Origin of the sequence: Citrobacter sp. Cpo126 (assembly GCF_030332445.1) — a bacterium.
Taxonomy (GTDB): Bacteria; Pseudomonadota; Gammaproteobacteria; order Enterobacterales; family Enterobacteriaceae; genus Citrobacter; species Citrobacter portucalensis.
This window is the reverse complement of the sequence record NZ_JAOWHT010000026.1, coordinates 107148-130162: the sequence shown is the minus strand read 5'-3', so window position 1 is coordinate 130162 and position 23015 is coordinate 107148. Positions and strand designations below refer to the sequence as shown.

The 23015-nt window shown below is 52.2% G+C and carries 22 protein-coding genes; 15 read left to right on the top strand and 7 right to left on the bottom strand.

From position 1 onward, the window contains the following. Nucleotides 1-108: 108 nt before the first annotated feature. From clpP to bolA, 3 genes are all read right to left on the bottom strand, one after another. On the bottom strand, nucleotides 109-732 hold the full coding sequence (gene clpP / locus OGY17_RS04760) for an ATP-dependent Clp endopeptidase proteolytic subunit ClpP (RefSeq protein WP_003021624.1): 624 nt from the start codon (nucleotides 730-732) through the stop codon (nucleotides 109-111). 247 nt (nucleotides 733-979) lie between these two features. Further along, a complete protein-coding gene (gene tig / locus OGY17_RS04755; protein WP_003021622.1) occupies nucleotides 980-2278 on the bottom strand; it encodes a trigger factor in 1299 nt (432 codons plus the stop codon). A 344-nt stretch (nucleotides 2279-2622) separates the two neighbouring features. Continuing rightward, nucleotides 2623-2940 (bottom strand): transcriptional regulator BolA, encoded by a 318-nt coding sequence (bolA, locus tag OGY17_RS04750; protein WP_003021619.1) that lies wholly within the window; start codon nucleotides 2938-2940, stop codon nucleotides 2623-2625. A gap of 306 nt (nucleotides 2941-3246) precedes the next feature. Here bolA and OGY17_RS04745 point away from each other — a divergent pair, with 306 nt between their 5' ends. The 8 genes from OGY17_RS04745 (at nucleotide 3247) to OGY17_RS04710 (ending at nucleotide 12309) form a co-directional block, all read left to right on the top strand. After that, the gene (locus OGY17_RS04745) at nucleotides 3247-3825 is read left to right on the top strand and encodes a lipoprotein (RefSeq protein WP_032941838.1); all 579 of its coding nucleotides are present in this window, start codon (nucleotides 3247-3249) and stop codon (nucleotides 3823-3825) included. Between the two features lie 44 nt (nucleotides 3826-3869). Next, entirely contained in the window at nucleotides 3870-5345 is a 1476-nt protein-coding gene (gene ampG / locus OGY17_RS04740) for a muropeptide MFS transporter AmpG (protein WP_204557172.1), read from the top strand. A gap of 584 nt (nucleotides 5346-5929) precedes the next feature. Then, complete coding sequence (gene cyoA, locus OGY17_RS04735) at nucleotides 5930-6877, top strand: cytochrome o ubiquinol oxidase subunit II (protein ID WP_032942534.1); 948 nt, start codon at nucleotides 5930-5932, stop codon at nucleotides 6875-6877. Between the two features lie 19 nt (nucleotides 6878-6896). Continuing rightward, a complete protein-coding gene (gene cyoB / locus OGY17_RS04730) occupies nucleotides 6897-8888 on the top strand; it encodes a cytochrome o ubiquinol oxidase subunit I (RefSeq protein ID WP_003831008.1) in 1992 nt (663 codons plus the stop codon). Next, nucleotides 8878-9492 (top strand): cytochrome o ubiquinol oxidase subunit III, encoded by a 615-nt coding sequence (locus tag OGY17_RS04725; protein WP_003831007.1) that lies wholly within the window; start codon nucleotides 8878-8880, stop codon nucleotides 9490-9492. The genes cyoB and OGY17_RS04725 overlap by 11 nt, the downstream gene beginning before the upstream one ends. Continuing rightward, on the top strand, nucleotides 9492-9821 hold the full coding sequence (locus tag OGY17_RS04720; protein ID WP_003831006.1) for a cytochrome o ubiquinol oxidase subunit IV: 330 nt from the start codon (nucleotides 9492-9494) through the stop codon (nucleotides 9819-9821). The genes OGY17_RS04725 and OGY17_RS04720 overlap by 1 nt, the downstream gene beginning before the upstream one ends. Nucleotides 9822-9832: 11 nt before the next feature. After that, nucleotides 9833-10723, top strand: coding sequence for a heme o synthase (gene cyoE / locus OGY17_RS04715; RefSeq protein ID WP_003831005.1), 891 nt, complete (start codon nucleotides 9833-9835; stop codon nucleotides 10721-10723). A 221-nt stretch (nucleotides 10724-10944) separates the two neighbouring features. Beyond that, nucleotides 10945-12309: an MFS transporter gene (locus OGY17_RS04710; protein ID WP_234103281.1), complete on the top strand. Its 1365-nt coding sequence runs from the start codon at nucleotides 10945-10947 to the stop codon at nucleotides 12307-12309. A 46-nt stretch (nucleotides 12310-12355) separates the two neighbouring features. Here the strand turns inward: OGY17_RS04710 and OGY17_RS04705 are convergent, their stop codons facing one another. Continuing rightward, the gene (locus OGY17_RS04705) at nucleotides 12356-12847 is read right to left on the bottom strand and encodes a YajQ family cyclic di-GMP-binding protein (RefSeq protein ID WP_003831002.1); all 492 of its coding nucleotides are present in this window, start codon (nucleotides 12845-12847) and stop codon (nucleotides 12356-12358) included. Between the two features lie 174 nt (nucleotides 12848-13021). On the opposite strand from OGY17_RS04705, the gene panE reads away from it, so the two are divergent. From panE to OGY17_RS04690, 3 genes are read left to right on the top strand one after another with little or no spacing between them, the layout of a single operon-like run. Further along, nucleotides 13022-13933: a 2-dehydropantoate 2-reductase gene (gene panE / locus OGY17_RS04700; protein ID WP_060682658.1), complete on the top strand. Its 912-nt coding sequence runs from the start codon at nucleotides 13022-13024 to the stop codon at nucleotides 13931-13933. Next, entirely contained in the window at nucleotides 13896-14486 is a 591-nt protein-coding gene (gene yajL, locus OGY17_RS04695) for a protein deglycase YajL (RefSeq protein ID WP_032942530.1), read from the top strand. The genes panE and yajL overlap by 38 nt, the downstream gene beginning before the upstream one ends. 32 nt (nucleotides 14487-14518) lie before the next feature. Beyond that, the gene (locus OGY17_RS04690; protein WP_286606510.1) at nucleotides 14519-15601 is read left to right on the top strand and encodes a hypothetical protein; all 1083 of its coding nucleotides are present in this window, start codon (nucleotides 14519-14521) and stop codon (nucleotides 15599-15601) included. A gap of 65 nt (nucleotides 15602-15666) precedes the next feature. Here OGY17_RS04690 and thiI read toward each other — a convergent pair whose 3' ends face one another. Continuing rightward, nucleotides 15667-17115 (bottom strand): tRNA uracil 4-sulfurtransferase ThiI, encoded by a 1449-nt coding sequence (gene thiI / locus OGY17_RS04685; RefSeq protein ID WP_008783933.1) that lies wholly within the window; start codon nucleotides 17113-17115, stop codon nucleotides 15667-15669. Between the two features lie 196 nt (nucleotides 17116-17311). Here thiI and xseB point away from each other — a divergent pair, with 196 nt between their 5' ends. Genes xseB through yajO form a run of 4 tightly spaced genes read left to right on the top strand, consistent with a single transcriptional unit; the run spans nucleotide 17312 to nucleotide 21372 of the window. Further along, a complete protein-coding gene (gene xseB / locus OGY17_RS04680) occupies nucleotides 17312-17554 on the top strand; it encodes an exodeoxyribonuclease VII small subunit (RefSeq protein WP_003021586.1) in 243 nt (80 codons plus the stop codon). Continuing rightward, a complete protein-coding gene (gene ispA / locus OGY17_RS04675; protein WP_008783932.1) occupies nucleotides 17555-18454 on the top strand; it encodes a (2E,6E)-farnesyl diphosphate synthase in 900 nt (299 codons plus the stop codon). It abuts the gene before it with no gap. Between the two features lie 24 nt (nucleotides 18455-18478). After that, nucleotides 18479-20341: a 1-deoxy-D-xylulose-5-phosphate synthase gene (gene dxs, locus OGY17_RS04670; RefSeq protein WP_003830996.1), complete on the top strand. Its 1863-nt coding sequence runs from the start codon at nucleotides 18479-18481 to the stop codon at nucleotides 20339-20341. Between the two features lie 56 nt (nucleotides 20342-20397). Further along, the gene (gene yajO / locus OGY17_RS04665; RefSeq protein ID WP_008783931.1) at nucleotides 20398-21372 is read left to right on the top strand and encodes a 1-deoxyxylulose-5-phosphate synthase YajO; all 975 of its coding nucleotides are present in this window, start codon (nucleotides 20398-20400) and stop codon (nucleotides 21370-21372) included. A 99-nt stretch (nucleotides 21373-21471) separates the two neighbouring features. On the opposite strand, the gene pgpA is transcribed toward yajO, so the two are convergent. Together pgpA and thiL are read right to left on the bottom strand one after the other, a co-directional pair. Beyond that, a complete protein-coding gene (pgpA, locus tag OGY17_RS04660) occupies nucleotides 21472-21990 on the bottom strand; it encodes a phosphatidylglycerophosphatase A (protein WP_003021578.1) in 519 nt (172 codons plus the stop codon). Beyond that, nucleotides 21968-22945: a thiamine-phosphate kinase gene (gene thiL / locus OGY17_RS04655; RefSeq protein ID WP_286606508.1), complete on the bottom strand. Its 978-nt coding sequence runs from the start codon at nucleotides 22943-22945 to the stop codon at nucleotides 21968-21970. The genes pgpA and thiL overlap by 23 nt, the downstream gene beginning before the upstream one ends. Nucleotides 22946-23015: the final 70 nt, after the last annotated feature.

Sequence of the window (23015 nt, the reverse complement as noted above, 5' to 3'; positions counted from 1 at the left end):
TGTTCTTTGTGCCGCACACGACGACGCAAATGCCATTCTCAGGCGCAAGACGCTAGTCAGCGTTGTGCCGCTCCAGGTAATTATAGCGGCACACCTGCGCACTGGGCATTAATTACGATGGGTCAAAATCGAGTCAACCAGACCGTACTCTACCGCTTCAGAAGCGGAGAGGAAGCGATCGCGCTCGGTATCACGTTCAATCTGCTCAAGAGATTGACCCGTATGATGCGCCATAAGTTCGTTCATGCGCCCTTTTACCTTCAGGATTTCACGGGCATGAATTTCAATATCCGTTGCCTGGCCCTGGTAACCGCCCAGAGGCTGGTGGATCATGACGCGAGAGTTAGGCAGGCAAAAACGTTTGCCTTTCGCCCCGGCGGTCAGCAGGAACGCGCCCATTGAGGCCGCCTGGCCCATACAAATGGTGCTGACGTCCGGCTTAATAAACTGCATGGTGTCATAGATAGACATCCCGGCAGTGATCACTCCACCAGGGGAGTTGATGTACAGGTAGATATCTTTTTCTGGGTTTTCTGCTTCCAGGAACAGCATCTGCGCCACGATCAGGTTAGCCATATGGTCTTCGACCTGGCCGGTCAGAAAAATGACGCGTTCCTTAAGTAGACGAGAATAGATATCAAAAGAGCGCTCACCACGTGAGGTCTGTTCAATGACCATCGGCACCAGCGCCATATGGGGTGCAAAGTTATCTCGTTCGCCGCTGTATGACATTTCCGTCTCCTGGATAAAATTTGAAAAAACCTGCTGTGCTGATTGTAACCTTATGGACGGATTATCAGCTAGTCCCTCAGTAATGGGTACGACATCGCCATAATTCAAGCATAACAATCTTTTGTTGTAACGCTAACACTGAAACGCTGTTTTCGCACTCTTCCCATGCAAAATGCGTGACAAAAAAAAACCCGCCACCAAAAGGTGACGGGCTTGCGTACGAAATTCGAGCTAAAAAAGCGACGAATTACGCCTGCTGGTTCATCAGTTCGTTGAAGGAAGTGGCTTTTTCAGTCACTTTCGCTTTCGCCAGAACGGCTTCAACAGCCTGCTCTTCCAGAGCGACGTTACGCATGTTGTCCATCAGCTCTTTGTTTTTGCTGTAGAACTCAACAACTTCTTTCGGATCTTCGTAAGCAGAAGCCATCTCTTCGATCAGGCCTTTAACGCGATCTTCGTCAGCTTTCAGTTCGTTGGTACGAATCACTTCGCCCAGCAGCAGACCAACAACTACGCGACGCTTAGCCTGTTCTTCGAACAGTTCACGCGGCAGTTCCAGAGCTTGTTTCTCGTTGCCGCCGAAACGTTGTGCAGCCTGACGACGCAGAACGTCGATTTCGCTGTCGATCAGAGCAGCCGGAACGTCGATGTCGTTAGCTTTTACCAGACCTTCGATCGCCTGAGACTTAACGCGGTTACGCACAGCGCCTTTCAGCTCGCGTTCCATGTTTTTACGGACTTCAGCGCGCAGACCTGCTACGGAACCATCTTCAACGCCGAAACGTTTGATGAATTCTTCAGTCAGTTCTGGCAGTTCGCGTTCTTCAACTTTCTTCAGGTTGATAACGAACTTCGCAGCTTTACCTTTCAGGTTTTCAGCGTGGTACTCTTCCGGGAAGGTCACGTCGATAGTGAACTCTTCGCCAGCTTTGTGGCCTTTAACGCCTTCTTCAAAGCCCGGGATCATACGACCCTGGCCCATCGCCAGTACGAAGTCAGACGCTTTGCCGCCTTCGAACTCTTCGCCGTCTACAGAACCGGTGAAGTCGATGGTTACACGGTCTTCTGCATCAGCAGCGCCGTCTTTGTCTTTCCAGGTAGCCTGCTGCTTGCGCAGGGTGTCCAGCATTACGTCAACGTCAGCGTCGGTAACTTCAACAACCGGTTTTTCAACTTCGATTGCTTCCAGGCCAGTCAGCTCAACTTCCGGGTAAACTTCAAACTCTACCGCGTAAGTAAAATCTTCACCCAGTTTGTATTCGCCCGGAACGTAGTTCGGTGCGCCAGCCGGATTGATTTTTTCTTTGATGATCGCGTCAACGAAGTTGCGGCTCATCAGGTCACCCAGAACGTCCTGGCGAACAGACGCGCCATAACGCTGAGCAACAACATTCATCGGTACTTTTCCTTTGCGGAAACCGTCAATACGCACTTTCTTCGCTACGTTGACCAGCTCGCTTTTCACAGCGGTCTCGATGCTGTCAGCAGCGATAGTAATCGTTACACGGCGGCCAAGGCCTTGAGTGGTTTCAACTGAAACTTGCATCTTGTTACCTCAAAAAATCACAGTGCTCGGTCAACTCTTCTCCGCAAGCACAGGTTGTTGGCTTCGCGGAACTGGGATGTTCTCATAAGCAATCACATTCCCTGTCGTCAGAATCATCCCGAAGACATTCCGAAAAATAAGACGCGCATTATAGCGGCATCACTTTTATGAGTCGAGAACGGTTATCGCGCGTTGCTGCGGCTTTTTTCACAATTCCCGGCTAATTTTTGTCTGAATACTGTACGACTGCCCCAGAATTCAGACAAAACAAAACGGCCCGCAGGCCGTTTTCACATAATCTGTAGCAACATACTGGAAAAGCGTCGGTTGTTGCAAATCCGTTTTTACGCGATGCTTCCCGCTCCACGACACGGAGGCGATGCAAAAATCGTATCCTGCAACGCTTCCCACTCCTTAATAGTGTAGGTATGCAGGGCAAGCGCATGAACGGTTGTGGAAAGCTCCGCCGTTAACGTGCTGTAAATCATCCGATGACGATTAAGAAAACGTTCACCTGTAAAGCGATCGCTAACCAGTACAACCTTAAAGTGGCTTTCAGAACCAGCCGGGACATTGTGACGATAGCTTTCATCCACAACTTCGAGGAACACGGGTTCGAACGCTGCCCTTAATTTTTCTTCTATTTGCTCACGAATCATCATGAAATTTTTCCTCCGACAACGCTGAGATGTCACCCATCCCTTTAAATACTAGCCGCTTTTACCGTTTTCATTACACCTTAGCAACAAAAAATTAGCGCTTGTCTGATTTTCTCATTCAAACGGATGAAGTTCACTGATTCCTCACTCCAATTTATTGCAAAAAGTCCGTTTATAGTCTCCACAAAGTCATAAAACGGACAACACAATGAATTTACATGCGTTACCCACTTCCCCTCATCGTTGGCGATGTTATGATGGCGGGAATTTTCTCTAACCATACAATTTAGATTCGCTGAGAGCCCTGGCATGTTTAAAAAAATCCTCGTCCCGTTTGTCGCACTGTTTATGTTAGCTGGATGCGCAACGCCGCCGACTACTATTGAAGTCTCCCCGAAAATTACCCTGCCGCAGCAGGACCCGAGCCTGATGGGTGTGACCGTTAGCATCAACGGTGCCGACCAGCGCCAGGATCAAGCGCTGGCAAAAGTCACCCGTGACAACCAGCTGGTAACCCTGACCGCGTCCCGCGATCTGCGTTTCCTGCTACAAGAAGTGCTGGAAAAACAGATGACCGCACGTGGTTATATGATTGGACCAAACGGTGCAGTCAACCTGCAAATCATTGTTAACCAGCTGTATGCTGACGTGTCTCAGGGTAGCGTGCGCTATAACATCGCAACCAAAGCAGACATCGCCATCATCGCGACCGCCGCCAACGGCAACAAGATGACCAAAAACTACCGCGCAAGCTATTCTGTTGAAGGTGCCCTGCAGGCCTCTAACAAAAATATCGCTAACGCCGTTAACAGCGTACTGACCGACACCATCGCTGATATGTCTCAGGACACCAGCGTTCACGATTTCATCAAGCAGAACGCTCGTTAATTTCTGCCCATATGGCCCGGCGTTCGTCGGGCCTATAGAAGCCCATGTCCAGTCAATACTTACGTATTTTTCAGCAACCACGTTCAGCTATCCTGCTCATTCTGGGGTTCGCCTCCGGTTTACCGCTCGCACTCACCTCCGGTACGCTTCAGGCGTGGATGACCGTCGAGAATATCGATCTTAAAACCATCGGTTTCTTTTCCCTGGTCGGTCAGGCCTATGTATTTAAATTTCTCTGGTCCCCGTTGATGGACCGTTACACGCCACCGTTTTTAGGTCGACGTCGCGGCTGGCTGCTGGCGACCCAGGTGCTGTTGTTAATTTCTATCGCCGCGATGGGCTTTCTGGAGCCTGGCACACAGTTACGCTGGATGGCCGCACTCGCAGTAGTGATCGCTTTTTGCTCGGCATCGCAGGATATCGTCTTTGATGCCTGGAAAACCGACGTATTGCCCGCAGAAGACCGCGGCACCGGCGCAGCTATCAGCGTGCTGGGCTATCGACTAGGGATGCTGGTTTCAGGCGGATTGGCCTTGTGGATGGCCGATCGCTGGCTGGGCTGGCAAGGGATGTACTGGCTGATGGCTGCGCTGTTGATTCCCTGTATCATCGCCACCCTGTTAGCACCTGAACCGACTGACACCATTCCAGTGCCTAAAACGCTGGAACAGGCAGTTGCGGCTCCGCTGCGAGACTTCTTTGGTCGTAACAACGCATGGCTGATCCTGCTGCTTATTGTGCTGTATAAGCTCGGGGATGCTTTCGCCATGAGCCTGACCACCACCTTTTTAATCCGCGGCGTTGGGTTTGATGCGGGTGAAGTTGGCGTGGTGAATAAGACGCTGGGGCTACTGGCGACCATTGTTGGCGCGCTGTACGGTGGGATCCTGATGCAGCGCCTCTCTCTGTTCCGCGCATTGCTTATTTTCGGCATCCTGCAAGGGGCGTCGAATGCGGGCTACTGGCTACTGTCCATCACTAACAAACACATGTTCAGCATGGCGGCGGCCGTCTTCTTTGAAAACCTGTGCGGCGGAATGGGCACGGCGGCATTTGTCGCTTTATTAATGACGCTGTGCAATAAGTCCTTCTCAGCGACCCAGTTCGCCCTGCTCTCCGCGCTTTCAGCCGTTGGTCGCGTTTACGTTGGCCCGGTAGCGGGTTGGTTTGTCGAAGCACACGGCTGGCCGACGTTTTATCTGTTCTCCGTATTTGCCGCGATCCCCGGCCTGATACTGCTGCTGGTATGTCGCCAGACCCTGGAACATAGCTGGCAAAATGAAAGCTTCATTCCGCGCACGGAATTTCGTGGAGCATACAGTCTGGCATTAATGACGCTAGTTGCGGGCTGCTGCCTGCTGCTGGTTTGGCTGCTGCTGTTAACCATGAACGCGCTGGATTACACCAACTTCTCCTTCCTGCCGGAACTGCTTGAAGTCTCAGTGGTGGTCGCTGTCTGCGGGGTCGTTTTTGGTGGATTGCTTGATTATCTGGCATTGCGCAAAACCCGTCTGGCATGATGTTGCATATTTATGCTCTAAATAATTCGAGTTACGGGAAGGCGGCGACGCAGCAAATCCCCAGGAGCTTACATAAGTAAGTGACTGGGGTGAGCGAGGAAAGCCAACACACCCGTAGCTTGAAGTATGACGAGCATATTTGGTCGTTGTAATCACCCTGCGTAATTATAACGGCGAAATAAGCAACAACTGCTAAAAATAATATTTGTTATTTTGTGCGCCAAAGAATTTGGAAATTATTGACGCCTTTTATATATACTATTTCCCTTACTCGATTCAGCCACGAAAGATTTATTTTTTGTTCCTCAATTGTCCGTTTATTGATAATCAATTGTTAAGCAATTGTTTTATTTTAGTATTGGTTATACCAATTGCCCTCAGTACGCCCCCCACCTGCCCGCTTTCGTTATAACGTGATGTTGCAACAGGTTCTTAAAGCCAAAGCGACATATATTGCAACATATGTGACATGCGCGGCAGAACCCAGTAACACAGATCTAGAGATGTTTACAGTAATGTAACCTTCCCGTAAAATGCCCTCACACTTTAAACGCCACCCGGTCCCGTGGAATTGAGGTCGTTAAATGAGACTCAGGAAATACAATAAAAGTTTGGGATGGTTGTCATTAATTGCAGGCACTGCATTACTCAGTGGCTGTAATTCTGCGCTGCTTGACCCTAAAGGACAGATTGGACTGGAACAACGGTCATTGATACTGACGGCATTTGGCCTGATGTTGATTGTCGTTATTCCCGCCATCTTGATGGCTGTTGGTTTTGCCTGGAAGTATCGTGCAAGCAATAAAGATGCGAAGTACAGCCCGAACTGGTCACACTCCAATAAAGTGGAAGCTGTGGTCTGGACGGTGCCGATCTTAATCATCATTTTCCTTGCCGTTCTGACCTGGAAAACCACTCACGCTCTTGAGCCAAGCAAACCGCTGGCGCATGACGAGAAGCCCATTACCATCGAAGTGGTTTCCATGGACTGGAAATGGTTCTTCATCTATCCGGAACAGGGTATCGCTACCGTGAATGAAATCGCCTTCCCGGCGAATACTCCGGTTGAATTCAAAGTGACTTCCAACTCCGTGATGAACTCCTTCTTTATCCCGCGTCTGGGTAGCCAGATTTATGCCATGGCAGGTATGCAGACTCGACTGCATCTGATCGCCAACGAAGTCGGTACTTATGATGGTATCTCCGCAAGTTATAGCGGACCAGGCTTCTCCGGTATGAAGTTCAAGGCTATCGCAACAAAGGACCGCGCCGAATTCGACCAATGGGTTGCTAAAGCTAAACAGTCCACGAACACCATGAGCGACATGGCAGCGTTCGAGAAAGTGGCTGCGCCAAGCGAATACAACCAGGTGGAATACTTCTCCAACGTGAAACCGGATTTGTTTAAAGACGTTATTAACAAATTTATGGCTCACGGTAAGAGCATGGACATGACCCAACCCGAAGGTGAGCACAGCGCACACGAAGGAATGGAAGGCATGGACATGAGCCACGCGGAATCCGCTCACTAAGGGGCCGAGGAAGAATACGATGTTCGGAAAATTGACGCTGGATGCAGTTCCGTTCCATGAACCTATTGTCATGGTTACGATTGCTGCCATTATCATCGGTGGTGCGGCCTTACTGGGCCTTATCACTTACTTCGGTAAGTGGACCTACCTGTGGAAAGAGTGGCTGACTTCTGTTGACCACAAACGCCTTGGCATCATGTATGTCATCGTCGCAATCGTCATGTTGATTCGTGGCTTTGCCGACGCCATCATGATGCGTAGTCAGCAAGCGCTGGCTTCTGCAGGTGAAGCGGGCTTCCTGCCACCTCACCACTACGACCAGATCTTCACGGCTCACGGCGTGATTATGATCTTCTTCGTGGCAATGCCATTTGTTATCGGTCTGATGAACCTGGTGGTTCCGCTGCAGATCGGCGCACGTGACGTTGCATTCCCGTTCCTGAACAACCTGAGCTTCTGGTTCACCGTTGTCGGCGTAATCCTGGTTAACCTTTCTCTGGGCGTGGGTGAATTCGCGCAGACCGGTTGGCTGGCGTATCCGCCACTTTCGGGAATAGAGTACAGTCCAAGCGTCGGGGTCGACTATTGGATATGGGCAGTCCAGTTGTCCGGTATTGGTACAACTCTGACCGGTATCAACTTCTTTGTGACCATCATTAAGATGCGTGCACCAGGAATGACCATGTTCAAGATGCCAGTGTTTAGCTGGGCATCTCTGTGTGCAAACATCCTGATTATCGCTTCTTTCCCAATCCTGACGGTTACCGTCGCGTTGCTGACCCTGGATCGCTATCTGGGCACCCATTTCTTTACCAACGATATGGGCGGCAACATGATGATGTACATCAACCTGATTTGGGCCTGGGGCCATCCGGAAGTGTACATTCTGGTTCTGCCAGTCTTCGGCGTGTTCTCCGAAATCGCAGCAACCTTCTCGCGTAAACGTCTGTTTGGTTACACCTCGCTGGTGTGGGCAACCGTGTGTATCACCGTTCTGTCGTTCGTTGTTTGGCTGCACCACTTCTTCACCATGGGTGCAGGCGCTAACGTAAACGCCTTCTTCGGTATCACCACCATGATTATCGCCATCCCGACCGGGGTGAAGATCTTCAACTGGCTGTTCACCATGTATCAGGGCCGTATCGTATTCCACTCAGCAATGCTGTGGACGATTGGCTTTATCGTCACCTTCTCAGTCGGCGGCATGACCGGTGTACTGCTGGCGGTGCCGGGTGCGGACTTCGTTCTGCACAACAGTCTGTTCCTGATTGCGCACTTCCATAACGTTATCATCGGCGGCGTTGTATTTGGATGCTTCGCTGGTATGACCTACTGGTGGCCAAAAGCGTTTGGCTTCACGCTGAACGAAACCTGGGGTAAACGCGCATTCTGGTTCTGGATCATCGGCTTCTTCGTAGCATTTATGCCACTGTACGTGCTGGGCTTCATGGGTATGACCCGTCGTCTCAGCCAGCAGATTGATCCACAGTTCCATCCGATGCTGGTCGTTGCCGCATGCGGCGCCGCGCTGATTGCACTGGGTATCCTGTGCCAGCTGATTCAGATCTTCGTTTCTATTCGCGACCGCGAGCAGAACCGTGACCTGACCGGTGACCCATGGGGTGGTCGTACGCTGGAGTGGGCAACCTCTTCCCCGCCTCCGTTCTATAACTTTGCCGTTGTGCCGCACGTTCACGAGCGTGATGCCTTCTGGGAAATGAAAGAAAAAGGTGAAGCGTACAAGCAGCCTGCGCACTATGAAGAAATTCATATGCCGAAGAACAGCGGTGCCGGTATCGTCATTACCGCCTTCGCAACACTGTTTGGTTTCGCCATGATCTGGCATATCTGGTGGCTGGCGATTGCAAGCTTCGCAGGCATGATCATCAGCTGGATTGTGAAAAGCTTTGATGAAGACGTGGATTACTACGTGCCGGTCCCGGAAGTCGAAAAACTGGAAAACCAGCATTTCGATGAGATTACTAAGGCAGGGCTGAAAAATGGCAACTGATACTTTAACGCACGCGACTGCCCACGCGCACGAACACGGGCACCACGATGCAGGCCAGACCAAGATCTTCGGATTCTGGGTCTACCTGATGAGCGACTGCATTCTGTTCTCTATTCTGTTTGCAACCTATGCCGTTCTGGTGAACGGCACCGCAGGTGGCCCGACAGGTAAGGACATTTTTGAACTGCCGTTCGTTCTGGTTGAAACATTCCTGCTGTTATTCAGCTCCATTACTTACGGCATGGCAGCGATTGCCATGTACAAGAACAACAAGAGCCAGGTTATCTCCTGGCTGGCGTTGACCTTCTTGTTCGGTGCCGGATTCATCGGGATGGAACTCTATGAATTCCATCACCTGATTGTTAACGGTATGGGCCCGGATCGCAGCGGCTTCCTGTCTGCGTTCTTCGCGCTGGTCGGTACGCACGGTCTGCACGTCACCTCCGGTCTTATCTGGATGGCGGTGCTGATGGTGCAAGTTGCTCGTCGCGGTCTGACCAGTACTAACCGTACCCGCATCATGTGCCTGAGCCTATTCTGGCACTTCCTGGATGTGGTGTGGATCTGTGTGTTCACTGTTGTTTATCTGATGGGGGCGATGTAATGAGTCATTCTAACGAGAGCGGCGGCGCATCCCATGGCAGCGTAAAAACCTACATGACAGGTTTTATCCTGTCGATCATCCTGACGGTCATTCCGTTCTGGATGGTGATGACAGGTTCTGCCTCACCGGCCGTCATTCTGGGAACTATTCTGGCAATGGCAGTGGTACAGATTCTGGTGCACCTGGTGTGCTTCCTGCACATGAATAGCAAATCTGATGAAGGTTGGAACATGACGGCCTTTGTCTTTACTGTGCTAATCATCGCCATCCTGGTTGTGGGCTCCATCTGGATTATGTGGAACCTTAACTACAACATGATGATGCACTAAGAGCGGCGATTATGATGTTTAAGCAATACCTGCAAGTAACGAAACCAGGCATCATCTTTGGCAACCTGATCTCGGTGATTGGGGGATTCCTGCTGGCCTCGAAAGGCAGCATTGATTATCCCCTGTTTATCTACACGCTGGTTGGGGTGTCACTGGTTGTGGCGTCGGGTTGTGTATTTAACAACTATATCGACAGGGATATCGACAGGAAGATGGAGAGGACCAAAAACCGCGTGCTGGTTAAAGGTCTGATTTCCCCTGCGGTCTCGCTGGTATACGCCACCCTGCTGGGTATTGCTGGCTTTATGCTACTGTGGTTTGGCGCGAACCCTCTGGCCTGCTGGCTGGGGGTAATGGGCTTCGTGGTCTATGTGGGCGTTTATAGCCTGTACATGAAGCGTCATTCCGTTTATGGCACGCTGATTGGCTCACTTTCCGGCGCTGCGCCGCCGGTGATTGGCTACTGTGCCGTAACCGGTGAGTTCGATAGCGGTGCGTTGATTCTGCTGGCTATTTTCAGCCTGTGGCAAATGCCGCACTCTTACGCGATTGCGATTTTCCGCTTCAAGGATTATCAGGCTGCCAACATCCCTGTACTGCCAGTGGTAAAAGGCATTTCGGTCGCGAAGAACCATATCACGCTGTATATCGTGGCATTTGCTATCGCCACGCTGATGCTAACCCTGGGCGGTTATGCAGGTTATAAATACCTGATTGTTGCGGCGGCGGTGAGCGTCTGGTGGTTGGGCATGGCGCTGCGCGGTTATAAAGTGGAAGATGACAGAGTCTGGGCGCGCAAGCTGTTCGGCTTCTCCATCATCGCCATTACCGCGCTCAGCGTGATGATGTCCGTCGACTTTATGGTGCCAAACTCGCAGAACCTGCTGACTTACGTCTGGTAAGTTAATCGTAACACCTTCTATGCCGGATGGCGGCTGACGCCTTATCCGGCCTACCAAAAAGCATATAGCTTGTAGGCCGGATAAGTTACGTTCAGATCGCTATCCGGCATTTTCGTCTCCAGCCGACGCCCCTCACAACCCCAACATTTGTTAATAAAGCGCATATTTACCCAGCCTGCTTAGCGCTTTACACTAGGCGCGAAATTAATACAGAGGTGGGAATGAACGATTACAAAATGACGCCCGGTGAGTTGCGCGCCACCTGGGGTTTAGGGACCGTATTCTCGTTGCGCATGCTTGGCATGTTTATGGTCCTGCCGGTTCTGACCACGTACGGTATGGCGCTACAGGGTGCCAGCGAAGCCTTGATAGGCCTTGCTATCGGTATTTATGGCCTGGCGCAAGCCATCTTCCAGATCCCTTTTGGTCTGCTGTCAGACCGCATCGGCCGTAAGCCGCTTATTGTCGGCGGGCTGGCGGTATTCGTTCTCGGCAGCATAATTGCTGCTCTCTCCGATTCAATCTGGGGCATTATTCTTGGTCGGGCTTTACAAGGCTCTGGCGCCATTGCGGCTGCCGTAATGGCGCTGCTTTCCGACTTAACCCGTGAGCAAAACCGTACCAAAGCGATGGCGTTTATCGGCGTCAGCTTTGGTATCACCTTCGCCATTGCGATGGTGCTGGGACCAATCGTTACCCATGCGCTGGGGCTACACGCGCTGTTCTGGATGATTGCAGCCCTTGCTACCACGGGTATCGTGCTGACCATTTGGGTCGTTCCCAATAGCACTACCCACGTGCTGAACCGCGAGTCGGGCATGGTAAAAGGCAGCTTCAGCAAAGTGCTGGCAGAACCCAAACTGCTGAAGCTCAACTTTGGCATCATGTGTCTGCACATATTGCTGATGTCCACCTTCGTCGCTTTACCAGGCCAACTGGCGAAAGCAGGCTTCCCTGCAGCAGAGCACTGGAAAATTTATCTGGTGACGATGCTGCTGTCCTTTGTTTCCGTGGTGCCGTTCATCATTTACGCCGAAGTGAAGCGCAAGATGAAACGCGTGTTCCTCGCCTGCGTGTTACTGATACTTATTGCAGAGATTGTATTGTGGAGCGCTAACGTGCGTTTCTGGGGGTTGATTGCGGGTGTGCAGATATTCTTCCTCGCCTTTAACCTGATGGAAGCCCTCCTCCCCTCTCTTATCAGTAAAGAGTCTCCGGCTGGCTATAAAGGCACGGCGATGGGCGTTTACTCCACCAGCCAGTTTCTTGGCGTGGCGATTGGCGGTTCGCTCGGCGGTTGGGTGGTCGAAATGTTCGATGGTCAGGCCGTATTCCTGGCCGGTGCGCTTCTGGCGGCGGTGTGGTTATTGGTGGCAAGTACAATGAAAGAGCCGCCGTATGTCAGCAGCCTGCGGGTGGAAATCCCACCTGAAATTGCTGCGGATGACACCCTGAAGCAGCGTCTGCTGGCTAAAGAAGGAATAAGCGAAGTGTTAATTGTGGCGAAAGAGCATTCGGCCTACGTGAAAATCGACAGCAAAGTCACCAATCGATTTGAGGTTGAGCAGGCCATCAGCCAGGCGTGAAGATGAGATTTGTCAGATGGCGGCTTACGCCATCTGACATAACGACTTAATCGCGGAAGTTCTTGAACTGGAACGGTTGACCGAGGTCGCCGCCGCGAACCAGTGCCATGACGGATTGCAGGTCGTCACGCGCCTTGCCGGTTACACGGATTTCTTCGCCCTGAATCTGCGCCTGCACCTTCAGTTTGCTGTCTTTGATCAGCTTAACGATTTTCTTTTGCACTGCGCTTTCAATGCCTTGTTTCAGCTTAGCTTCAACAAACCAGGTTTTACCGCTGTGCACGAAGGTTTCTGGTACGTCCAGCGACGTGCCTTCAATACCGCGTTTGAGCAGCTTGGCACGCAGAATATCCAGTAACTGATTGACCTGAAAATCAGACTCGCTCAGCACCTTAATCGTCTTATTTGACTCATTCAGCTCAAAAGTCGCTTCAACGCCACGAAAATCAAAGCGTGACTCCACTTCGCGGCTGGCGTTATCTACCGCGTTACGGGCTTCCTGAAGATCAACTTCAGAGACAATATCGAAAGATGGCATCTTTTCCTCTCCCTTCATTTTTGATGCGAAGCATAATACCTGCAAAGTTACCCAACAGACAGCGCTATACTAGGCTGTATCCTTTAATTGTACGTGGTACTGATACCTGCGAACAATAATGGGGTACGGCCGATATGGATTAACACCTGGTGCTGTTGCAGGTGAGGAGGAAGAATGAAAATTACCGTACTGGGATGTGGAGCGCTAGGACAGCTTTGGCTTACCGCGCTATGCAAACATGGACATGAGGTGCAAGGGTGGCTACGCGTACCGCAACCCTATTGCAGCGTAAACCTGATCGACACGGATGGGTCAGTTTTTAATGAATCCCTGACGGCAAACGACCCCGACTTTTTGGCAAAAAGTGACCTGCTACTGGTCACCCTGAAAGCCTGGCAGGTTTCTGATGCGGTAAAAAGCCTGGCCGCAATTCTGCCTGAAACTACTCCCATTCTGCTGATTCACAACGGCATGGGGACAATTGAAGAGCTGCATAACATTAAGCAACCTCTGCTGATAGGCACCACCACCCACGCGGCACGCCGTGACGGCAACGTCATCATTCATGTCGCTCAGGGAACAACACGCATTGGTCCGGCACGTGAACAAGACGGTGATTTCAGTTATCTGGCTGAAGTCCTGCAAGAGGTGCTACCGGACGTCGCCTGGCACGACACTATTCGCGCCGAGCTGTGGCGAAAGCTGGCCGTCAACTGCGTCATTAACCCGCTGACCGCATTATGGAATTGCCCAAACGGCGAGTTACGCCATCATCCTGAAAAAATAGCACTCATCTGCGAGGAAGTGGCCGCGGTCATTGAACGCGAAGGCCACCATACATCTGTGGACGATTTACGCTATTATGTCGAGCAAGTGATTGACAGTACGGCGGAAAATATCTCATCAATGCTGCAAGACATTCGTGCCCTGCGCCATACTGAGATCGACTACATTACCGGTTATTTGTTAAAACGCGCCCGCGCGCACGGCATCGCCGTCCCGGAAAACGCCCAACTGTTTGAAATGGTAAAGAGAAAGGAAAGTGAGTATGAGCGCTCAAGCACTGGTATGTCTCGCCCCTGGTAGTGAAGAGACCGAAGCGGTCACCACTATCGATCTGCTGGTGCGCGGCGGAATTAAGGTCACGACCGCCAGCGTCGCCAGCGATGGCGACCTGGCGATCGTGTGCTCACGCGGAGTGAAGCTGCTAGCGGATGCGCCATTAGTCGAAGTTGCTGACGGCGATTTCGACATTATCGTGCTGCCGGGCGGTATTAAAGGCGCCGAGTGTTTTCGCGACAGCCCGCTGCTTATCGAAACCGTGAAACAGTTTCATCGTTCCGGGCGCATTGTCGCGGCAATTTGCGCCGCGGCCGCCACCGTACTCGTCCCACACGATATTTTCCCCATCGGTAACATGACCGGTTTTCCGGCGCTGAAAGACCAAATTCCCGCTGACCAGTGGCAGGACAAGCGCGTCGTATGGGATCCTCGCGTCAACCTGTTAACCAGCCAGGGACCGGGGACTTCCATTGATTTCGGTTTGAAAATCATTGATCTTCTGGTGAGTCGCGAAAAAGCTCACGAGGTGGCGTCACAACTGGTGATGGCCGCGGGAATCTATAACTACTACGAGTAAATCTTCGAGCCACTCCCTTATAAGGAATCATAATGAAAGGATATCTGAGTGGAGTGGCTTTACTGCTCCTTTCCGGTTATGCCACTGCGACGCAACTCGAAATAAAGAGTATTGAATATCGCTATCCCGGAAGCACTGAAATGCAGTATCGCGTGCCATGGTTTTCCTCGACGGATAACCCCAACGTTGCAAAACGCATTAACGATTATATTTTCGCAAGCTTTATCAATCAGCTACCGGGTAATACTCCACAGGCCACAGTAAATCAGTTTGCGAAATCAGCCATGAATCCCACCGCAAACCTTGACTACACGGTTGAGTATCGCGACGCAAAAATCCTGACGCTCAACATGTTTGTCGAAGGTTGCGGGGCGTATTGCGAGTCGTACAATGTGCCGATCAGCTTCGATTTAGCCAGCGGTGCGGCAATTACCCTTAACGATCTCTTTTCCCGGGCTACAATCGCCGAATTAAACACCCGCACCAGAAAAGATATCCGCGGCCAAATCGATACCTTTGTTACGGCGCATAATTCGCAAACACCAGAACAAATAAAAGAAGAGAAAGGTGAAGATTTTAACTATGCCGAATTCTACGCATCGTGCGCAACCTACACCGACGGTTTGTACTACATCGACAAATTCTCCCTGCAAAAAGACCATCTGGCTTTCCTGAACGGACGCTGTAGCAACCACGCCAGCCGTGCGCTCGACGAGTTGGGTGATTTCACAACGAAAATCCCAACCGCGGAACTGCAAAATCGACTCACACCGTACGGCCAATATCTGACTACCGCAAAGAGTACAACACCAGTTTCGCCAGCGCCCGGCATTGACGGCAAAGTCATGTACGGCACGCTGGGAAAAAGCATGCGTATTGTGTTGAAGGTGGACTGCAAATACGGTGATTTTTTTGAAGGGGCTTACTTTTACCAAAAATTTGGCGCACCGATTGAATTGACCGGCAAATGCGACACAGCCGACAATCAACATTATGAACTGAAGACATCTGCGGCTGAACAAACGCAAGAGAAGATAACGCTGGAATTAAAAAACGGTGTCTATCAGGGGGTCTGGGAGTCGAACGGGAAGACGCTTCCCGTTCGTTTTGAATAATATCGTTATATTGCCGGATGGCGGCGTAACCGCCTTATCCGGCCTACAACACGGTGTTTACTCAATTACGGGCGATACACCTTCACATTTTCAAAGCCCTGCTCGCGCAGATAAAGCGCCTGCAGGCGACTCATCACCCCGCGTTCACACCACAGCAGCCAGGTTTTACTCTGGTCCAGATCGCCGAATTTAGTGCTCAGCTTGTAGAATGGCAGAGAAACGACGTCCACACCTTCAACCTTCAGCGGTTTATCATCCTGTTCATCCACAGAACGGATATCAAGGATTACGTCATTCGGACCGAAACCGCTCACGGTTTCCACTTCTACCACGGTCTGCTGCGTCTGCTGGGCAATATCGCGAATATCGATATTGTTCGCTTCTTCAACCACTTTATCGAGGATAGAGAAATCGAAGTTTTCTTCTTCGGCCTCAATCTTCGCTTTGATCGCTTTCACCGTCGGGCTTTTTGAAATCACACCGCAGTATTCCGGCATGGTACGGGCAAAGTCTTCGGTTCCAATTTCACGCGCCAGATTGATGATATGCTCTTTATCATGGGAGATAAGGGGGCGCAGGATCAGGGTGTCAGAAACGTTATCGATCAGACGCAGGTTGGTCAGCGTCTGGCTGGACACCTGGCCCAGTGCTTCACCGGTTACCAGCGCCTGTACGCCGTAGCGCTCAGCGACTTTCGACGCCGCGCGAACCATCATACGTTTGAGAACCACGCCCATCTGGCCGTCATCAACTTTCTCCAGGATCTCACCGACCACCGGTTCAAAGTTGATAGCAACAAAACGCACGCGATGCGAACTACCGAAGCGATTCCACAGGTAATGCGCCACCTGGCGAACGCCGATTTCATGCGCTGCGCCGCCAAGGTTAAAGAAGCAATAGTGTACACGGCAGCCGCGACGCATCAGCATATAACTGGACACACCGGAGTCGAAACCGCCGGAAATCAGCGACAGTACGTCTTCCTGCGTACCAATCGGGAAACCGCCAATACCTTCATAGCGGCCTTTAACCAGCAGCAGACGGTCGTTTTCGATTTCAAGATTTACCGTAACATCCGGCTTCGTCAGCTTCACGCGTGCAGATTCAATATGTTGGTTCAGTCCACCGCCAACATAACGTTCCACCTCAATGGAGCTAAACTCATGCTTCCCGCGACGCTTCACGCGAACACAGAAGGTTTTACCTTCCAGTTGATCGCGATACTGCACCAGTGCCTTCTCGAAAATATCGTGCATATCGGTAAACGGCACGTCTTCTACTTCGAGAATGTGGTGGATACCCGGAATACGGGTCAGCGCGTCGCGAATATCCAGGCGCTGGCTTTCATCTTTAGCGCGAACCTCAACGTGATCCCAGTGACGGACAACGGCAAGGTCTTCATCATAGTGCTTTAAAACGTTACGAATGTTCCCTGTCAGAATTTTTATAAAGCGCAAACGCACAGATTGGCTTTTGATGGTGATTTCTGGGAACAATTTAATGATAAACTTCATGGCGGCAATGGTTCTTAGGCAAGTCTGAATGACTTGTAATGGAAAAAAATACAGCAGCCCATACCCGCGACTGCATCCAGGCGCGCAAGTATATCACCATCACGCGGCTACTGTGCACATTGCGCGTTATTTGCTTATCAGTGCGAGTCCGTTACCATAGTCTTGTGCTGCCAATACAGAGAGTCAGACATTCATTATGCCGAAGAAAAATGAAGCGCCCGCCAGTTTTGAAACCGCGCTGAGCGAGCTGGAACAAATTGTTACCCGTCTGGAAGGCGGCGACCTGCCGTTAGAAGAAGCGTTGAACGAATTCGAACGTGGCGTACAGTTAGCGCGTCAGGGACAGGTCAAATTGCAACAGGCTGAACAGCGCGTACAAATCCTGCTGTCAGATACTGAAGACGCCGCCCTTACGCCTTTTACACCGGATAATGAGTAAATGGATTTTACGCAGCAGCTACAGGCTTGCGTTGAGCAGGCAAACCAGGCACTGAGCCGTTTTATCGCGCCACTGCCCTTTCAGAACACTCCCGTGGTCGAAACCATGCAATATGGCGCATTATTAGGCGGTAAACGTCTGCGCCCGTTCCTGGTGTATGCGACCGGTCAGATGTTTGGTGTCAGCCTGAGTACGCTTGATGCTCCCGCTGCCGCCGTCGAATGCATTCATGCCTATTCGCTGATGCACGATGATTTGCCCGCGATGGATGACGATGACCTGCGACGCGGTCTGCCGACTTGCCACGTAAAATTTGGCGAGGCAAATGCGATCCTGGCCGGAGATGCGCTACAAACGCTGGCATTCTCCATTATCAGCGACGCCCCAATGCCGGAAGTCACTGACCGTGACCGCATCGCGATGATCTCTGAACTGGCTCAGGCCAGCGGCATCGCCGGTATGTGCGGCGGCCAGGCACTGGATCTGGAAGCTGAAGGTCATCAGGTTGAGCTGGATGCGCTGGAGCGGATTCATCGCCATAAAACCGGAGCATTGATTCGCGCCGCCGTGCGTTTGGGGGCGTTAAGTGCTGGCGATAAAGGGCGAGAATGCCTGCCAATACTCGACAAATACGCAGAAAGCATCGGTCTGGCTTTCCAGGTTCAGGATGACATCCTGGATGTGGTAGGCGATACTGCAACATTGGGTAAACGTCAGGGTGCTGACCAGCAGCTTGGCAAAAGTACCTATCCTGCACTTCTGGGTCTTGAGCAAGCCCAGAATAAAGCCCGGGATTTAATCGAGGATGCCCGCCAGTCGCTAAGTCTGCTGGCCGCACAGTCACTCGATACCTCGGCACTGGAAGCGCTAGCGGACTACATAATCCAGCGTGATAAATAAACCAACATATCCCATGAGCTTGCGATGAGTTTTGATATAGCCAAATACCCGACCCTGGCGCTGGTCGACTCCACCCAGGAGTTACGTCTGCTGCCAAAAGAGAGCCTGCCAAAGCTTTGCGACGAACTGCGCCGCTATTTGCTCGACAGCGTAAGCCGTTCCAGCGGGCACTTCGCCTCTGGTCTGGGCACGGTGGAACTCACCGTCGCGCTGCACTATGTCTACAACACCCCGTTTGACCAGTTAATCTGGGATGTGGGACATCAGGCTTATCCGCACAAAATTCTGACCGGTCGCCGCGATAAAATCGGCACCATTCGTCAGAAAGGCGGCCTTCATCCGTTCCCATGGCGCGGTGAAAGCGAGTATGACGTACTGAGCGTTGGGCACTCTTCTACCTCCATCAGCGCAGGTATCGGTATTGCCGTTGCCGCCGAGAAAGAAGGTAAAGAGCGCCGTACCGTGTGTGTGATTGGTGATGGTGCTATCACCGCAGGGATGGCGTTTGAAGCGATGAACCACGCGGGCGATATTAGGCCCGACATGCTGGTTATCCTCAACGACAACGAAATGTCGATTTCAGAGAACGTTGGCGCGCTGAACAATCATCTGGCACAGCTGCTCTCTGGCAAACTCTACTCCTCGCTGCGCGAAGGCGGGAAGAAAGTCTTCTCCGGCGTGCCGCCGATTAAAGAACTGCTCAAACGTACCGAAGAACACATTAAAGGTATGGTTGTGCCGGGGACTCTGTTTGAAGAACTGGGCTTTAACTATATCGGTCCGGTGGACGGTCACGACGTGCTGGGGCTTATTACTACGCTCAAAAACATGCGCGATCTGAAAGGCCCGCAGTTCCTGCACATCATGACCAAAAAGGGTCGTGGCTACGAGCCTGCGGAAAAAGATCCGATAACCTTCCACGCGGTACCCAAATTCGATCCGTCCAGCGGATGCCTGCCGAAAAGCAGCGGCGGTCTGCCGAGCTATTCAAAAATTTTCGGTGACTGGCTGTGCGAGACCGCAGCGAAAGACAATAAGCTGATGGCAATCACCCCGGCAATGCGCGAAGGTTCCGGAATGGTGGAGTTTTCACGTAAATTCCCGGACCGCTATTTCGATGTGGCGATTGCCGAGCAGCACGCTGTGACGTTTGCTGCCGGTCTGGCGATTGGCGGCTACAAGCCGGTGGTAGCCATTTACTCGACCTTCCTGCAACGCGCCTACGATCAGGTGCTGCACGATGTTGCCATCCAGAAACTGCCGGTCCTGTTCGCCGTTGACCGGGCAGGGATTGTTGGCGCAGATGGGCAAACCCACCAGGGGGCGTTCGATCTCTCCTTCCTGCGCTGCATCCCGGAAATGGTCATCATGACCCCGAGTGATGAAAACGAATGCCGCCAGATGCTGTTCACCGGCTATCACTACAACGACGGTCCAACGGTCGTGCGCTACCCACGCGGCAACGCGGTAGGCGTTGAGCTGACCCCGCTGGAACAACTGCCAATTGGTAAAGGCATCGTGAAACGTCACGGGGAAAAAGTGGCGATTCTCAACTTCGGCACCCTGATGCCGGAAGCCGCTCAGGTCGCAGAGTCGCTGAACGCCACGCTGGTCGATATGCGCTTTGTAAAACCACTGGATGAAACGTTGATCCTTGAAATGGCTGCCCAACACGAGGTGCTGGTTACCATTGAAGAGAACGCCATTATGGGTGGTGCTGGCAGCGGCGTAAACGAAGTGCTGATGGCCCATCGTAAGCCCGTCCCGGTGCTGAACATTGGCCTACCAGACTTCTTCATCCCGCAGGGAACTCAGGATGAAGCTCGTGCCGATCTGGGTCTGAATGCCGCCGGAATTGAGACCAAAATCAAGGCCTGGCTGGCATAATCCCCTCCCCGCTCCTGCTATGCTTAATTCATCACGAGCTAAGCAGGAGTGGATTGATGAAATACAACATCTTAGGAAAAACCGACCTACGGGTCTCCCGCCTTTGCCTGGGTTGCATGACATTTGGCGAACCCAATCGCGGCAATCACGCCTGGACGCTACCTGAAGAAAGCAGCCGCCCGATAATCAAACACGCCCTTGAGGGCGGCATTAACTTTTTCGATACCGCCAACAGCTACTCCGCTGGCAGCAGCGAAGAGATTGTCGGCCGCGCGCTGCGTGATTTCGCCCGCCGCGAAGATGTCGTGGTCGCTACCAAGGTTTTTCACCAGGTTGATGATTTAGCAGAAGGATTATCCCGCGCACAAATTCTGCGCTCGATTGATGACAGCCTCAGACGCCTGGGTATGGACTATGTGGACATCCTGCAAATTCACCGCTGGGATTACAACACGCCAATCGAAGAAACTCTGGAGGCTCTAAACGACGTCGTGAAAGCCGGTAAAGCTCGCTATATTGGCGCCTCATCCATGCACGCTTCGCAGTTTGCCCAGGCTCTGGCCTTACAGAAGCAACACGGCTGGGCGCAGTTCGTCAGCATGCAGGATCACTACAACCTAATCTACCGCGAAGAAGAACGCGAAATGCTGCCGCTTTGCTATCAGGAAGGCGTGGCCGTTATCCCATGGAGCCCGCTGGCGCGCGGTCGCCTGACGCGTCCCTGGGGAGAAACAACCGCACGTCTGGTTTCCGATGAAGTCGGTAAAAATTTGTACAACGAGAGCGATGAAAACGACGCGCAAATCGCCGCACGACTGACCGGTGTCAGTGAGGAGTTGGGTGTAACGCGGGCACAGGTTGCGCTGGCCTGGCTGCTGAGCAAACCCGGCGTGGCAGCGCCAATTATTGGTTCTTCACGTGAGGAACAGCTGGATGAGTTGCTCAACGCGGTAGATTTAACGTTGAAGCCGGAGCAAATTGCCGAGCTGGAAACGCCGTACAAACAGCATCCGGTGGTGGGATTTAAATAAGCGCGGTTGAAGATTGTAGGCCGGATAAGCATAGCGCATCCGGCACTGATAGCCCGATGTCGCGGCGCTTATCGGGCCTACAATAGCCCCTGAAAAGGGTTAAATGATACCTACCGGCCAGTGATGACCGATAAAATACAAAATTCCGGCAGAGAGTATCCCGGCCACAATATCGTCGATCATGATCCCCGTCCCGCCATGTACGTTGCGATCGAACCAACGAATCGGCCACGGCTTCCACATATCCAGAATACGGAAAATCACAAATCCGGCGGCAACCCACTGCCAGTCGTTGGTCGGCAACGCCATCAGGGTAATCCACATCCCGACAAACTCGTCCCAGACAATGCTACCGTGATCGTGCACGCCCATATCTTTCGCCGTTTGATGGCACAGATAAACGCCGATACAGATAGATAACATCACCACCAGCGAATACAGCTGCCACGGCAGAAAGGTCATTAAATACCAAAAAGGGATCGCCGCCAGCGATCCCATGGTGCCAGGAACAATTGGGCTCAGCCCGCTGCCAAAACCGGTGGCTAACAGGTGCCACGGATTGCGCATACTCAGGCGGCTTTTGGCGACATCTTTTTTAAGGCGCGGCAAAATGGTCATATCCTTTCCAGTCAAACGTGACGGGTTTTCCATCGCGCGTAAAGTGAATGCCTTCCACGTCCGCGCTCATCTGCCCAATACAGGTAAACGCTACGCCGAGATTTCCCAGCGCCACGTCCAGCGCACCACGATTAATTTCCGGTACGGTAAAGCATAACTCATAATCTTCGCCACCCGCGAGCGCCCAGCGCAGGGCCTGTTCCGGCTCAACGTGCTGTGACAATGCCGTGGAGTATGGCAGCGCCTCAACGTTAACCCGCGCGCCACAGCCGCTGGCATTAACGATGTGTCCCAAATCGGAAATCAGGCCATCGGAGAGATCGATAGCCGCACTGGCCAGATCGCGCAGGGCTTGTCCCTGCAAAATACGCGGCGTGGGACGCAGATGGCGTTGCAGAAGATAGTCCGCGTCTGTTGCATCTGCAACCTGCAATCGGTTCTGCAAAATCGCCAGCCCGGCCGCACTGTCGCCCGGCGTGCCGGTAACATAAATCCAGTCACCCGGTTTCGCGCCAGAGCGTTTTAAGGCCCGCCCAATGGGGACGTAGCCATGAATACCCAGCGTCATCGACAGCGGCCCACGCGTGGTGTCACCGCCAATCAGCTGCATATCATAGTAATTGAGGAGTTCAAACAGGCCATCGCTGAAGGCTTCCAGCCAGGCTTCATCGACGTCAGGTAACGTGAGCGCCAGCGTCAGCCACGCAGGATCCGCCCCCATCGCCGCCAGATCGCTCAAATTCACCGCCAGTGCTTTCCAGGCGAGATCGGTCGGATCAATGTCGGGGAGAAAGTGGTTGCCTGCCACCAGCGTATCGGTACTGATCGCCAGCGTTTGTTTTTCAGGGATGTTCAGAAGTGCGCAGTCGTCACCAATACCGGTTTCGACATCAAGACGAGAAGTTCTTACGCGGTCAAAATAACGGGCAATCAGGGAAAACTCGCCACATGCCATACGTTATGCCTCAGCAGAAAAAAAAGAAAAAGCCGGGGACAGCGGAAACAGGTTCCACCATCCAGCCGGC

Excerpts from the sequence above, each read along its gene's own strand:
- thiL (WP_286606508.1), bottom strand. The coding sequence starts at position 22,945 with ATGGCATGTGGCGAGTTTTCCCTGATTGCCCGTTATTTTGACCGCGTA.
- pgpA (WP_003021578.1), bottom strand. The coding sequence starts at position 21,990 with ATGACCATTTTGCCGCGCCTTAAAAAAGATGTCGCCAAAAGCCGCCTG.
- OGY17_RS04705 (WP_003831002.1), bottom strand. The coding sequence starts at position 12,847 with ATGCCATCTTTCGATATTGTCTCTGAAGTTGATCTTCAGGAAGCCCGT.
- thiI (WP_008783933.1), bottom strand. The coding sequence starts at position 17,115 with ATGAAGTTTATCATTAAATTGTTCCCAGAAATCACCATCAAAAGCCAA.
- xseB (WP_003021586.1), top strand. The coding sequence starts at position 17,312 with ATGCCGAAGAAAAATGAAGCGCCCGCCAGTTTTGAAACCGCGCTGAGC.
- bolA (WP_003021619.1), bottom strand. The coding sequence starts at position 2,940 with ATGATGATTCGTGAGCAAATAGAAGAAAAATTAAGGGCAGCGTTCGAA.
- ispA (WP_008783932.1), top strand. The coding sequence starts at position 17,555 with ATGGATTTTACGCAGCAGCTACAGGCTTGCGTTGAGCAGGCAAACCAG.
- ampG (WP_204557172.1), top strand. The coding sequence starts at position 3,870 with ATGTCCAGTCAATACTTACGTATTTTTCAGCAACCACGTTCAGCTATC.
- tig (WP_003021622.1), bottom strand. The coding sequence starts at position 2,278 with ATGCAAGTTTCAGTTGAAACCACTCAAGGCCTTGGCCGCCGTGTAACG.
- cyoA (WP_032942534.1), top strand. The coding sequence starts at position 5,930 with ATGAGACTCAGGAAATACAATAAAAGTTTGGGATGGTTGTCATTAATT.
- dxs (WP_003830996.1), top strand. The coding sequence starts at position 18,479 with ATGAGTTTTGATATAGCCAAATACCCGACCCTGGCGCTGGTCGACTCC.
- yajL (WP_032942530.1), top strand. The coding sequence starts at position 13,896 with ATGAGCGCTCAAGCACTGGTATGTCTCGCCCCTGGTAGTGAAGAGACC.
- panE (WP_060682658.1), top strand. The coding sequence starts at position 13,022 with ATGAAAATTACCGTACTGGGATGTGGAGCGCTAGGACAGCTTTGGCTT.
- OGY17_RS04710 (WP_234103281.1), top strand. The coding sequence starts at position 10,945 with ATGAACGATTACAAAATGACGCCCGGTGAGTTGCGCGCCACCTGGGGT.
- clpP (WP_003021624.1), bottom strand. The coding sequence starts at position 732 with ATGTCATACAGCGGCGAACGAGATAACTTTGCACCCCATATGGCGCTG.
- OGY17_RS04720 (WP_003831006.1), top strand. The coding sequence starts at position 9,492 with ATGAGTCATTCTAACGAGAGCGGCGGCGCATCCCATGGCAGCGTAAAA.
- yajO (WP_008783931.1), top strand. The coding sequence starts at position 20,398 with ATGAAATACAACATCTTAGGAAAAACCGACCTACGGGTCTCCCGCCTT.
- OGY17_RS04745 (WP_032941838.1), top strand. The coding sequence starts at position 3,247 with ATGTTTAAAAAAATCCTCGTCCCGTTTGTCGCACTGTTTATGTTAGCT.
- OGY17_RS04725 (WP_003831007.1), top strand. The coding sequence starts at position 8,878 with ATGGCAACTGATACTTTAACGCACGCGACTGCCCACGCGCACGAACAC.
- OGY17_RS04690 (WP_286606510.1), top strand. The coding sequence starts at position 14,519 with ATGAAAGGATATCTGAGTGGAGTGGCTTTACTGCTCCTTTCCGGTTAT.
- cyoB (WP_003831008.1), top strand. The coding sequence starts at position 6,897 with ATGTTCGGAAAATTGACGCTGGATGCAGTTCCGTTCCATGAACCTATT.
- cyoE (WP_003831005.1), top strand. The coding sequence starts at position 9,833 with ATGATGTTTAAGCAATACCTGCAAGTAACGAAACCAGGCATCATCTTT.